14 protein-coding genes are annotated in these 12,636 nt (G+C 63.5%); 7 read left to right on the plus strand and 7 right to left on the minus strand.

What is annotated here, in order from left to right; genetic code table 11:
• Nucleotides 1-163: 163 nt before the first annotated feature.
• From K3725_RS14710 to K3725_RS14720, 3 genes are all read left to right on the plus strand, one after another.
• On the plus strand, nt 164-580 hold the full coding sequence (locus tag K3725_RS14710; protein ID WP_019298165.1) for a BlaI/MecI/CopY family transcriptional regulator: 417 nt from the start codon (nt 164-166) through the stop codon (nt 578-580).
• Nucleotides 570-1,712, plus strand: coding sequence for a M56 family metallopeptidase (locus K3725_RS14715; protein ID WP_260016050.1), 1,143 nt, complete (start codon nt 570-572; stop codon nt 1,710-1,712). Before K3725_RS14710 ends, K3725_RS14715 begins: the two co-directional genes overlap by 11 nt.
• A 421-nt stretch (nt 1,713-2,133) precedes the next feature.
• Entirely contained in the window at nt 2,134-2,382 is a 249-nt protein-coding gene (locus K3725_RS14720; protein WP_260016051.1) for an EF-hand domain-containing protein, read from the plus strand.
• Between the two features lie 117 nt (nt 2,383-2,499).
• Here K3725_RS14720 and K3725_RS14725 read toward each other — a convergent pair whose 3' ends face one another.
• From K3725_RS14725 to K3725_RS14750, 6 genes are read right to left on the minus strand one after another with little or no spacing between them, the layout of a single operon-like run.
• Nucleotides 2,500-2,724 carry an NnrT protein gene (locus K3725_RS14725; RefSeq protein WP_260016052.1) on the minus strand — a complete coding sequence of 75 codons (225 nt, stop codon included), beginning with the start codon at nt 2,722-2,724 and terminating at the stop codon, nt 2,500-2,502.
• Nucleotides 2,721-2,912 carry a hypothetical protein gene (locus K3725_RS14730; RefSeq protein ID WP_260016053.1) on the minus strand — a complete coding sequence of 64 codons (192 nt, stop codon included), beginning with the start codon at nt 2,910-2,912 and terminating at the stop codon, nt 2,721-2,723. Before K3725_RS14730 ends, K3725_RS14725 begins: the two co-directional genes overlap by 4 nt.
• Nucleotide 2,913: 1 nt before the next feature.
• The gene (locus K3725_RS14735) at nt 2,914-4,794 is read right to left on the minus strand and encodes a nitric oxide reductase activation protein NorD (RefSeq protein ID WP_260016054.1); all 1,881 of its coding nucleotides are present in this window, start codon (nt 4,792-4,794) and stop codon (nt 2,914-2,916) included.
• A gap of 4 nt (nt 4,795-4,798) precedes the next feature.
• Nucleotides 4,799-5,593 carry a CbbQ/NirQ/NorQ/GpvN family protein gene (locus K3725_RS14740; RefSeq protein WP_008557247.1) on the minus strand — a complete coding sequence of 265 codons (795 nt, stop codon included), beginning with the start codon at nt 5,591-5,593 and terminating at the stop codon, nt 4,799-4,801.
• 3 nt (nt 5,594-5,596) lie between these two features.
• On the minus strand, nt 5,597-6,940 hold the full coding sequence (locus K3725_RS14745) for a cbb3-type cytochrome c oxidase subunit I (protein ID WP_260016055.1): 1,344 nt from the start codon (nt 6,938-6,940) through the stop codon (nt 5,597-5,599).
• A gap of 12 nt (nt 6,941-6,952) precedes the next feature.
• Complete coding sequence (locus tag K3725_RS14750) at nt 6,953-7,405, minus strand: cytochrome c (protein WP_260016056.1); 453 nt, start codon at nt 7,403-7,405, stop codon at nt 6,953-6,955.
• 123 nt (nt 7,406-7,528) lie between these two features.
• On the opposite strand from K3725_RS14750, the gene K3725_RS14755 reads away from it, so the two are divergent.
• Nucleotides 7,529-7,738: a hypothetical protein gene (locus K3725_RS14755; RefSeq protein WP_260016057.1), complete on the plus strand. Its 210-nt coding sequence runs from the start codon at nt 7,529-7,531 to the stop codon at nt 7,736-7,738.
• 218 nt (nt 7,739-7,956) lie between these two features.
• Nucleotides 7,957-9,360, plus strand: a complete 1,404-nt coding sequence (locus K3725_RS14760) for a methyl-accepting chemotaxis protein (RefSeq protein WP_260016058.1) — start codon at nt 7,957-7,959, stop codon at nt 9,358-9,360.
• A 33-nt stretch (nt 9,361-9,393) separates the two neighbouring features.
• Here K3725_RS14760 and K3725_RS14765 read toward each other — a convergent pair whose 3' ends face one another.
• The gene (locus K3725_RS14765; protein WP_260016059.1) at nt 9,394-10,089 is read right to left on the minus strand and encodes a Crp/Fnr family transcriptional regulator; all 696 of its coding nucleotides are present in this window, start codon (nt 10,087-10,089) and stop codon (nt 9,394-9,396) included.
• 241 nt (nt 10,090-10,330) lie between these two features.
• On the opposite strand from K3725_RS14765, the gene K3725_RS14770 reads away from it, so the two are divergent.
• Entirely contained in the window at nt 10,331-11,539 is a 1,209-nt protein-coding gene (locus tag K3725_RS14770) for an NnrS family protein (protein WP_260016060.1), read from the plus strand.
• A 99-nt stretch (nt 11,540-11,638) separates the two neighbouring features.
• Complete coding sequence (locus K3725_RS14775) at nt 11,639-12,634, plus strand: cytochrome-c peroxidase (RefSeq protein ID WP_260016061.1); 996 nt, start codon at nt 11,639-11,641, stop codon at nt 12,632-12,634.
• The last annotated feature ends 2 nt before the right edge of the window (nt 12,635-12,636 follow it).

A 12,636-nucleotide genomic window follows, 5' to 3' on the forward strand; every position in this document is an offset into this window, starting at 1 on the left:
ATGCGCCAGGCACCATCGCGAAGACTGGCCATCACCCCGCAACCTGCTGAGAAGACTCGCGCGGCAGCGCATATTTTGACAACAAAAGCCCCGCTGCAGCGCATCTTCTAAAAAAATAGTTTTCACGGAAGCCTGCTTCCCCTAGCATGACTGGAACGATCACATGAGCCGGACTGCCGAGGCGATGCGCAAGAAACACGACACCTCCCTGCTGACCGAGGTTGAGCTGGAATTCATGACCGTGGTCTGGGACATGGGCGGCGGCACCGTGCGCGATATCCTGGCCGAGCTGAACAAGATGCAGGAACGCGCCTACACCTCGGTGGCCACAGTTCTCAAGATTATGGAACAGAAGGGCTTCCTGACCAGCGAGCGCAAGGACCGCTCCCTGGTGTACCGCCCCGCCGTTCCCAAGGCAGAGTATCAGAAAACATCTCTGAAAAACCTTTCGAGCAAGCTTTTCAACGGCGCGCCCGCCGCATTGGTGGCGCGGCTGGTCGATGATGAGGATGTGACCGACGAGATGCTCGAGGAGATGCGGGCGCTCTTGGAGGAAAGGCTGGGGGATAATGAACGCTGATGTTCTGCTGAATGCCTATATTGATCTGAATATCCTGCTGCTGGCGGGCACCCTCTTGTGGTTCGCCGCCCGCAGGGCGCTGGCGCGCAGCCCGCTGGGGCGCGCCTACCGGCCGCAATTGCGGCTGTTGAACGGGATGACGGTGCTGCTGGCGGCCTCGCCGCTGCTGATCCTGGCCTTTACGCGCTTTGTCATCGCCCACCCGCCGAATTTCTCCGACATGCTGGTTTCCCAGTATCTGCAGGGCAATGTCAGCATGAGCGCCGGCACTTTTGAGGCGACCCTGGGCCTGCGCGAGGATGCGGTGCGCGGCCTCACCAGCCTGCAGCCGGCCTGGGCGCAGATGATTGCCGCGGGTTTTGCCGCCGGGGCGCTGATCTGCCTGGCGCATGTGGCGGTTTCCATCTTCCGGCTGCGCCAGAATCTGGCGGGCGCCTTTGTCTGGAAACGCATCGGCCGCGTGCAGCTGATGGTGTCTGACGACATCCGCGTGGCCTATTCCACCCGCGGGCTGCTGCTCCGCTATGTGGTGCTGCCCTCATCGCTTCTGAACGACACGTGCGACCTGCGCCTGACCATCGCACACGAGCTGCAGCATTTCCGCCAGCGCGACATCGAATGCGAGTTTCTGCTGGAGATGCTGCGCCCGCTGCTGTTCTGGAACCCCGCCTTTTACCTGTGGCGGCGCGAAGTGCGGCTGCTGCGTGAATTTGCCTGCGATCAGGCGCTGATGGCGCGGTCTTCTTTCGATGTGCGCGCCTATTGCGAATGCCTGATCCGCGCCTGCGCCCACGCAGCCCGCGGCCCGGCCCTGTTCATGCGCCGCAGCCCTGCGGTGGCGCTGGTCGACCGCCGCGAAACCCGCCGCGGCGCGTCGCTGCAACGGCGCATCATCGCAGTGACCGCGGTTCAGCCGCAGGGGCCGAACTCGCTCGGCTGGGGCGTCGTTTCACTGGCGATGGCCGGGGTGGTGCTGGCCACCGCGATGCTGCTGCAGCGCCCCAGCGACTGGAGCCACGACCGCATCATGCTGTCGACCATCGTCAACCTGGAGCGTATGGCAACCCGCAACAGCGCACCGGAGCTGGCTGTCAGCGCCTTGAACGGCGGCTTTGCAGTCCCTTCGCAATAGGCTCTGAGCCAGCAGCTCACTTACAGTCTGCCACAGCGTTGGCCCGGCTTGCCCGCGGCACCCCAGCCCCGGGGCTCCAGTTGCAGCTGATTGGCCTGCGTTCGACTCACCAGGTATTCACACCATTTGGCCTCCGCTGATTTCAGCGGAACCTGTCATGGCGGGGCGCTCCCGCATGGAGACGCCGGAACGGGCGAAAACCTGCAGGGCGGGCCCAGCGGCATGAGCGGAGAAAGGACCAGCGGAATTTCAAGGCGGCAATGCGCCGGGCAAACGGGGCCGTTCCGGCAGCCAGGTGCCTGAAACACCCAGCCTTCATCGACAGCATGGAAGCCGGCTCCGGCCCGGCCTAGCACTAGGCCACGGCACGCGGAACACCGCGGCCGCAGGAAGACCCGAACCTTTAACTGGAGTGTCTCACATGAAAACCTTCGCACTGACCGCTGCCGCTTTTGCGGCTTTGACCGCGTCACCGCTGGCGGCAATGGACGCCATCACCGAGGCCGATTCCGACGGCAATGGCACCTATTCGCTGGAAGAGCTGCAGGCGGCGTTTCCCGACCTGACAGAGGAAACCTTTGCAACCATCGACGCCAATGCCGACGGCGAGGCGGATCTGGCTGAGGTGAAGGCAGCGGAGGAAGCCGGTCTGCTGCCAACAGCCGGCTGATGCCGCGGCAAGGCGGCTCCCCCCCTTAAACCAGCCGCCTTGCCACTTGTGTTTCCCCCTGATGCCGAACGGTTCAAGGCCCTGCGCTGCAGGGCCTTGCTGCATGAAGACAAGCGGTCAGCCGCCGTCCGCCTGCCGCTTCAGCCGCTCGATATGGCGGGCAAAGACGAAGGTCAGGGGCAAGCCCAGCAACAGCCCACAGGCCACCGATTCATAAGGGGTCAGCACCCGCCAGCCGATCCAGCTGGCAATCAGCGAGGCAAAGAAGATGTTGACCGCAGCGGCCCCCGCCCCGAACGGGTAAAGCGCCGCCAGCAGCCGCCAGGAAGGCCGCGGTGTCATCGCCGGCTCACCAGGTATTGGACAAACCCCAGGCTGACGATCAGGGCGATGGAGCCGATCAGGAACCAGAACTCCGCGGTTTCGGTCTGCGGCTGCGGGATGGGCCGCTCGAAGGCGGCGGCAAAGGCGCTGGAGGGGGCCAGCAGGGGCAGGCACAAGGGAAGAGTATGAGAGAGGATGCGTTTCATCTCAGTGCTCCATAGTCAGGGATTGATAGATTTCCGGCAGCGCGCGCGGCAGCCGGTCCGGGTCGGGCAGCAGGGTGAAGCCGGCGCGCCCGAAGATGCGGGCAAACCAGTCCTGCCCGTCGGCGTCGATCACCACGCCATGCACCGACTGGCCCAGGGCACGCGCCTCGCGCACCGCCATGCGGCTGTCCTCGATGCCGTGGACGCCTTCATAGTGGTCCAGATCGTTGGGCTTGCCATCGGTCAGCACCAGGAGCAGGCGGCGTTCGGACCCCTCCTCGGCCAGCTGGGCAGAGGCATGGCGGATTGCCGCGCCAAGGCGGGTGTAGTGGCCGGGTTTGAAGCCGCCGATGCGGGCGGTGACCGCCTCGGACATCGGATCCTCGAAGCCTTTGGCGCGGGTCAGGAACACCCGGTCGCGGCGCAGGGAGGAGAACCCCCAGATGCCCAGCCGGTCGCCCGCGGTGGCAATGCCGCCTGCCAGTGCCGCAAGGGACTCGCGGGCGGTCTCGATCACCGGGCGGTCGCCGACCGTGGCCTCAGTCGAGCGGGAGCAGTCCATCAGCACCGCCACGCTCAGGTCGCGGGCCATCGGGCGGCTGGCCTGCCAGACCCGGTCGCTGCCCTGCTGGCCGCAGGCCAGATCGACATGGGATTTCACCACCGCTTCCAGATCCAGCTCATCGCCGTCCAGCTGCCGCGGCAGCATCACCCGGCGCGGGTGCAGCGGCGCGAACTGGCGGCGCACGCGGGACACCAGCCGCGGGTCGGGCTGGAAGCTGTCCGCGGGCTTGCCTTCGGCTTCCAGCACGCAGGTGTGGGCAGGCATGTGCCTGCCCAGCCGGTGATTCCATTCGGGATAGGTGAACTGCCCCGCCAGCCGTTCATGCTCGGCATCCTGCGGCGACAGATCCAACGAGATCCGCAGCTTTGACGCCGCGCGCTTCATGTGCTGCGAGAGGGTGAGGTTGTCCTGATCCTCCGCCGCTTTCTGGGCGTTCTCGTTGTCGTCGTCATCCACCATCCGGTTGATGTTCAGGCTTTCGGCCCAGGACAGGATGGATTCGAACCGGTGGACGATGAAGCTGTCCTTGCGGGTGGTCTGATCCTGGTCCTGCCGGTTGGCCGTCTTGCGGGTGGAGACGGCCAGGCCAGGGGATTTCATTTCCTCATCCGCTGCGGGGGCTGCACCCCTACCCGCCTGCGGTGCAGCCAAGCGCAGCCAGAATGGCACCGGCTGAAACGTCCGGTAGCCGCGCGGCGCGGTGCAAGTGCACGACTCGGCAACCCGGCAGTCAGTGCCGATCTGATCCAGCACCATCCGCTCGATCCGTGCCTCGAACCGCGGCAGGCCGTTGCGTTTGCGGGTCACCGCGGTATGGGCACAGAAGGCGCCATAGGCAGACCGCAGCCCGGGACAGGCGGCAAACACCCTGTCCGCGGCGCGGGCATTGGCGGCGATTTCCAGCTGATCAGCCTGATAGCGGTCCTCGTTGTGACCCGGCAATTCGACCGAGGCAGCCATCGCGGCCAGCCACAGGTAGGCCTTGCGGTTCAGCCCGGGGCTGGGAAAGACAGCCATTTCCGGCGGCAGGCGCAGGCGCTCGCCGTCGAAACTGGCGGTATACACCATTTCCCGAGGGGTGCCGATACGGCGCAGCCGGTCCGGGCGATGGTCCGACAGCACCGCGGGCGCCGCCTGAATCTCCACGCCCCCGGCCCCGCCCAGCGCCCGGAACAAGGCCGCCACGCTGGCGCGCATGTCCTCGAACCGGACGGTGTGTTCGGCCCCGTCCTCTGCGGCGCCGATCCGTGTGGCCATGCCATGCCACAGGTTGCCAACCGTTTCTTCGGGTTCCAGAAGGTCGAGAGCGTGGATCATGGCATCACCCGTAGACGCTTGCGGCAAGGTCGCGCAGCGCCTGCTGCACATCACTCTCGTCGCTGAGGGGTTCGATGATGGCGGCCTCAACCGCGCGCTCCACGCCCATGCCCTTGGCAATCAAGGTGGCGGCATAGATCAGAAGGCGGGTGGAGACACCTTCCTCCAGGTCCATGCCCGAAAGCTTGCGGATATGGCCCGCCAGCCGCACCAGCGCGGCAGAGCGGTCCTCATCCAGCCCGCTCTCAGACGCGACAACCGCGGTTTCGGCGGACGCTTCCGGGAAATCAAAGCCGATCGACAGGAAGCGCTGCCGGGTCGAGGGTTTCAGCTTCTTCAGGATGTTCTGGTAGCCGGGGTTGTAGCTCGCGACCAGCATGAAGGGCTTGGGGGCTGCCAGCTCCTCGCCGGTGCGGTCGATGACCAGGCGGCGGCGGTCGTCGGTCAAGGGGTGCAGCACCACGGCCACGTCCTTCCTCGCCTCTACCACCTCGTCGAGGTAGCAGATGCCGCCCTCGCGCACCGCGCGGGTCAGCGGACCATCGACCCAGACCGTTTCGCCGCCCTTCAGCAGGTAGCGCCCGATCAGGTCGGCAGCTGACAGGTCGTCATGGCAGGCAACGGTGTGGAGGGGCAGACCGAGCCGGGCTGCCATATGTTCCACGAACCGCGTCTTGCCGCAGCCGGTGGGCCCCTTCAGAAGAAGGGGCAGACCGTTGGCTTGAGCCATCTCAAAGACGGTGCATTCATCGCCTGCGGGACGGTAGAAGGGCACGGAAGGCATGTTCATCGCGTTCATGGCTCATTCTCCCGGTACGGCCGCGGGGCCGGGTTTGATAACCTCGCGGCGGATCACCACCATCGAGTAGATGAACACCAGCGCGCCGATCACAACCGCCACACCGGAGCCGAGGCGCATCAGGTAGAAGATTCCCAGCTGGTCCTGCACATCCATGTAGTAGTCGCCGACAATGCGCTGCATGTGGGTCTGGATGGTGCCGGCAAAGGTCAGCACGAAGGTCATGAAGGCCATGCCGCCGGTCATCAGCCAGAAGGACGCCATGTTCAGCACCTGGTTATAGGGGTCGCGGTTCCTGAGTTGCGGCATCGCATAGGTGAACATCGCCAGGTTCAGGGCCACATAGGCGCCGAAGAACGCGAGGTGGCCGTGGGCAGCGGTGATCTGGGTGCCGTGGGTGTAGAAGTTCACCCCGTGCAGCGTGTGCAGGAAACCCCAGACGCCGGCCCCGAAGAAGGCCACGGTGGAGGACCCGAGCGACCACAAGAGCGCCGCCTTGTTCGGGTGGTTCTTGCGGCCCTTCCAGACTATGATGAAGGCAAAGCTCATCATCGCGAAGAACGGGATCACTTCCAGGGTCGAGAAGATCGAGCCGATCCACTGCCAGTAGCCGGGGGTGCCGATCCAGAAGAAGTGGTGGCCGGTGCCGAGGATGCCGGAGAACAGCGCCAGAGCAACGATGACATAGAGCCATTTCTCAACCACTTCGCGGTCAACACCGGTCAGCTTCAGCATCAGGTAACCAAGGATCGCGGCCATCACCAGCTCCCAGGTGGCTTCCACCCACAGGTGGACAACGAACCACCAGTACATCTTGTCGAGCGACAGGTTGTCCGGGTTGATGAAGGCAAAGATCCACAAAAGCGACAGCAGCCACAGGCCCATCAGCAGGATGTTGGTGATCGCGGTCTTGCGGCCAGCCAGCACGGTCAGGGAGACGTTCACGAGGAAGATCACCGCCGCAACCAGAATGCCGAACTTGACCCACAGGGGCTGTTCCAGGAACTCCCGCCCGCCGTGGATGCCGGCCAGGTAGGAGACCACCGCGCCGAGCGTGCCGACCACAAGGATGGCCAGCTGAATATAGGCCAGCTTGACCGAGAAGATCTCCCGCTCGCTTTCCTCGGGGATCAGATAATAGGCAGCGCCGAAGAAGCCCAAGAGCAACCAGACCACCAGAGCGTTGGTGTGTAGCATCCGCACGATATTGAACGGCAGAAGCTCGCTCAGCGTATTGGGCCAGACATAGATCCAGCCGGCCAGCAGGCCGCCGAGGACCTGAATGGCAAACAGGGCCATTGCAACCATGAAATAGGCATAGGCCACTTTTTGAGATTGATATTTCATTGTTTCTCTCCCTCAGCCCGCGTCGTTTGGCGGCCAGTTCTGGGTGTCGGTCTGATCCGCCCAGCGCAGGAATTCGGCCAACCCGCGGGTTTCTTCCTCGGTCAGCTCGAAAAACGGCATCTGGCGGCGGCCCTCAACGCCGGAGGGCTGCGACTTCATCCAGCCGTCCAGCATTTCATAGGCGGCCTCCGGGTCGTCCAGCACGCCCCAGCGGGTCATGACATTGCCCACTTCGGGGGCAAAATAAGCACCTTCGCCGTGCAGGGTGTGGCAATTGATGCAGGAGTGGCGCTCCCACACATGCTTGCCCTGGCGCACCTCGTCGGTCAGCTCCATGCCAGCGGTGGATGTTTGGGTGATATAGCGGTGGCTGTGCGCGGTCATGGCCACGAACACGACAACGAAGAACAAGGAGCCCCCGTAGAACACGTTCCTGGCCCGCGACTTGGTAAGTATCTCTGACATATCGCGGTCCTGAGTACAGTTGCGGATGGGAACTGCCTAACCCCGCGCACCGCCATGGATATTGTCCAAGCGCAAAGACCGCGCGCATTGCTGCACGCAAGATGCAGGAAAAGGAGGATGCCCATGCGCCGCCCCGATTTCGACGATCCCGACCTGCCGCTTTCGGAACTGTTCCACCATTGGCCCGCCTGCGCAGGCGAATTCATGAACCGCCAGATGCTCTGCCCTGGCTGCCCGATCGCGCCGTTTCACACGCTGATCGATGCCTGCGAAGAATACGGGCTGGAGGAGATGGCGTTTAGGGAAAGCCTGAAGGGAACCGCTATGGCTTGACGCGGCCCTGACCGGGAGGCTGGCCGCAAGGCTTGGCAGTGCCATAGTCTTACCTGCGTTCAGAGGTGCAATGCCGGTCGCAGTTTCCCGCGCCAACCCCGCTCTGTTTGCTGAAACAGCGCCGAAGCCCGTTAACGTTTTTATTCTGTTTTTGCGATATGAATCACGATCCAGAGGAGTGAGACCCAGCAACCCTTGGAGTAAAGCTAGTGTTTTTTATGAGAAAAAAGCCGGATACGGCGAAGCAGGACGACACCACTGCAATCATCGCCGGAATGGTTGACCGCACTCAGGCAACCATTCAGTTCCACCCGGACGGCACCATCATCACTGCGAACCAGAACTTTCTGGGCGCATTGGGATATGCTCTGGAGGAGATCCAGGGAAAACACCATTCCATGTTTGTCGCCCCGGAGCTGGTTGCATCCAATGACTACAAGACGTTCTGGTCGGATCTGGCCAGCGGCAAAGTGTTCACGGACCAGTTTCCCCGCGTCACAAAGGCCGGCGAAACAATCTGGATCCAGGCGACCTATGCCCCTGTAGAAAATGACGAGGGCGAGGTGGTGAGGGTGGTGAAAGTTGCCTCCGACATCACCGCACGCCGCCGCGCTCTGGATGAAATCGGCGAAGGCCTTCATGAACTCAGCGGCGGTAATCTGACCCACCGGGTTGCCGTTTCCGATCTTCCCGATGTCGGTGCACTCGGGCAGACGTTCAACCACTCGCTTGAGCAGCTCAGCACCTCTGTGAGGACGGTCAAGCAAGTGTCCTCTGCGGTCGGGCGCACCGCGCAGGAAATTTCACAAGCCGCAGGCGATTTGTCCCAGCGGACCGAGAGCCAGGCAGCCACCCTGGAAGAAACCGCCGCAGCCATTGAACAGCTGTCTGCAACGGTCAAAGCCTCCGCCGAAGGCGCCCGCAAAGTCGAAGGCATCGTGACAGAGGCCAAAACCTCGGCCGAGCGCAGCGGCGAGGTCGTGAGCAGCGCGATTGACGCCATGGCGCAGATAGAAAGCTCTTCTGAGCAGATCTCGAAAATTATCGGTGTCATCGACGACATTGCGTTCCAGACCAACCTTCTGGCCCTGAACGCCGGTGTTGAGGCCGCCCGGGCCGGTGAGGCCGGACGCGGGTTCGCGGTTGTTGCCTCCGAAGTCCGCGCGCTGGCCCAGCGCTCTGCGGACGCGGCCGGTGAAATCAAGCAGCTGATCGGCGAAAGCAACCGGCAGGTTGCGGCCGGCGTTGATCTGGTTGGCAAGTCTGGCGAGGAACTGCAGCAGATTATCAAGAGCGTCGCCACAATCTCAGAGCACATCCAGGATATCGCAACCGGCGCGTCCGAGCAGTCGACCGCGCTGACAGAGATCAATCAGGGTGTGTCGCAGCTTGATCAGGTTACCCAGCAGAACGCAGCCATGGTCGAACAGACCTCAGCCGCAAGCCAGATGCTGTCCAATGATGCTGGCCACCTCACCCAGGAGGTTTCCAGGTTCAAGGATGGCAGCGAAGGCGCCGCACCGGCGGCCATGGCACGAACGCCTGCGCCCTCTGCATCGCAGCCCGATGCGGCCTATGCAGAGGACGATCTGCCGATGGCTCAGGGGTGGGATAACTTCTGACCGCACTATATGCCGCTGCCGCGGCACAAGATGCTAACCCTGCGCCCCGCTCAGAAGCACCAGTCTGTGCGGGGCCGTGACCACGATGTGCTTGCGGGTCGAATGCACGATACCGTCCTTCTCCCAGGCCGACAGCAACCGGCTCACCGTGTGCAGCGTGGTTCCGGTCATCTCTGAGATATTGCGGCGGGTCACCGGGAAGGCGATCTCGATCCCCTCGTCCACCTTGCGGCCCGATTGGGTCACCATCCGCAGAAGCGCCGCCGCCACCCGCTGCTCCACCGCCTGGGTTGCCAGCTCGGTGATCCGCGTTTGCATCTCACCCAGCCGCTGGCCCAGGGTATTGTAGCTTTCGGTGGCAAAGCCCTGGTACTTGGCAGTGAATTCCCCCCACAACCGCACCGGCCAGGACAGCGCCAGCGATTCCGAGGCCGCCACCGCGGTGGCCGGATAGGTGTCGCGGTTCAGCGCAGGCGCAATACCGAACAGCTGGCCGGGGGAAATATGCAGCGCGATGATCTGCTCGCCGCCCTCGGTTGTTTTCACCACCCGGATGTAGCCATCCAGCAGCAAATGGAAGCGCTCGGCGTCATGGCCCTCGTGAAAGATTTCTGCCCCTTCGTCATACCGCTTGGGCAGCGCCTGATCGAGAATTTCACGGATCTGGCTGCGCTCCAGGAGGCAGAAGGGCGGCAGACCGGTCAGAAGGCTTTCGTCGAGCTTGGACAAGAATACACCGCAAGTTTGCTGAAGGACAAAGTGATCCCTCAGCCGTTATCGCATAGTGACGCCAGAGGAAACAACCGTGCGGGAAAATCCGGAAACCGGAAACGGGGGAGCCTCCCTCCTCCCTGCCCGCCGGAGCTGATCCACGGGGTTCGGCGAAAGATTGCGTCCCTTGCGCCGGACCGGCGGGCGGCACCTGACCAGTGCCGCCCGCCTGTCTTTGACCGGATGCATGGAGGCCATGATGGCTGCGCGAACCGACTACACTGGACCTGTCCTCTTTTCCTTCGGCTTCCGGCCGTTCTTTCTGGGGGCCTGCTTGTGTGCCCTGCTGTCAATCCCAGCCTGGCTGCTGATCTGGCGCGGTGATCTGGAGTATTCCGGCCCCTTTCTTGCAACCGACTGGCACATCCACGAGATGATCTTTGGCTACGGCGCTGCCGTGGTAGCGGGCTTCCTGTTCACCGCGGTGCCGAATTGGACCGGGCGGATGCCTGCACGCGGACTGCCGCTGGCGCTGCTGTCCGGCCTGTGGCTGCTGGGCAGGCTGGCGGCGGCGGGCTGGCTGGGGCTGCCGCCGCTTGGGGTGATGGCCGTGGACTGTGCCTTCCTGGCAGCAGTGGTTGCGATGATCGCGCGGGAAATCATCGCCGGTGAGAACTGGCGCAACCTCAAGGTGCTGGTGCCGGTCACCCTGCTGGGCGTGGCCAATGCGTGCTTCCACATCGAGGCCATGACCGAAGGTCCGGCGGATGTCTCGCGCCGTCTGGGCATTGCAGTGCTTATTTTCCTGATCATGCTGATCGGCGGCCGGATCATCCCCAGCTTCACCCGCAACTGGCTGGCCAGGCACGGTGCAACGAAGATGCCAGCGACCTTCAGCAAGTTCGACGCAGTTTCGCTGGTCTTCGGCGCCGCGGCCCTGCTGGCCTGGACCGTGGCGCCCTGGGCCGCTGTCAGCGGTGCCTTGCTGCTGGCTGCCGGTTTGCTGCACGCAGTGCGGCTTGTGCGCTGGCGCAGCCTGGCGACCCTGCCCGACCCGCTCTTGCTGATGCTGCACCTGGCCTATGCGCTGGTGCCTGCCGGGCTGATCGCCGCAGGCGGCGTTCCCTTTGGCCTGCTGGAACCGGCTGTTGCGGCACATATTCTGGGCATTGGTGCTATCGGCGGCATGACCCTGGCGGTGATGATGCGTGCCACCATGGGTCACAGCGGCCGCCCGCTGGTGGCGGGCCCCGCGCTGACCGGTGCCTTCATGCTGCTGCTGGGCGCTGCCGCGGCGCGCGTTGCCGGCAGCACGGAACTGACTGCGGGCTTGGATGGGATCACGCTTTCAGCCATTTTTTGGACCGCCGGTTTCGCGCTGATGGTGCTGAAGGCAGGCCCCTGGCTTGTTACCCGGCGGCTTGGCCCCAAGAAGATCTCCGGCAAGCCCGCACCAGCTGCGTCATAACCATCCGCACACAAGGCAAAGCTCACGATATCTTAACGGCCTTCTCAGATGATGGCTTTCCGGTTAACAAGGTTACGGGAAACGAGAAGGAGGTCCTGCATGCGGTGGAAAGCTGCTGTCCTGGCACCGCTGCTTTTGTGGACTTTCCAAAGCCTGGCCCAGGCGGCCGGGCTTGAGGCGTTCGAGCGCCCGCAAACGGTGCCCTTTCCCGAAGACGCGCCCTATAACCGCGAGATCGCCACCCTGGGCAAGATGCTGTTCTTTGACCCGCGCCTGTCCGGCGGGCAGAACATCAGCTGCTCCAGCTGCCACAACCCCTCCTTCGGCTGGGAAGTGCCGGTGCCCAAGCCAATTGGCGCCGCCAACACGCCCGTGCGGCGCCATGCCCCGACACTGCTCAACGCTGCCTGGATCTCACCGCTGCTTTGGGACGGGCGCTTGGACAGCCTGGAGGAGCAGGCCATTGGACCGATCACCGACCCGGCAAAAATGAATGCAACCTTCGACGGTATCACCAAACGGCTGTCGTCTGTGGAGGACTACAGAATCTGGTTCGACCACCTGTTCCCCGGCCAGGGCATCCGCAAGGAAACTATCCTGGCAGCACTCGCCATGTACCAGAGAACCATCGTCGGCGGTGTCGCCAGCTTCGACCGCTGGGTGGAAGGTGATGAAACGGCCGTATCCGACGCCGCCAAACGCGGCTTTGCGCTGTTCACCGGGAAGGCGGACTGTGCGTCCTGCCATACCGGCTGGATGTTCACCAACAACCAGATGTATGACATCGGCCTGCCGACAAGTGATCTTGGCGGCGGCGGCCTGTTCCCGCCAGATCCTGAACTGAACTTCCGCTTCAAAACCCCGGGCCTGCGCAATATCGTGCTGCGAGCGCCGTTCATGCATGATGGCACTCTGGTTTCCTTGGAAGAGGTGATCCGCCACTATGCCGCCGGCGGCAGCACAGCCATTGCCAGAACGTCAGACATTGAAGGGTTTAGCCTGGAAGAAGGCGACACCGAGGATCTCATCGCTTTCCTGGCAACGCTGACGGACACCGGAACCAATGTGCCAACTCCAATCCTGCCGGCCAACTGATG

The sequence above is a fragment of the Leisingera sp. S132 genome (assembly GCF_025144465.1).
GTDB lineage: Bacteria > Pseudomonadota > Alphaproteobacteria > Rhodobacterales > Rhodobacteraceae > Leisingera.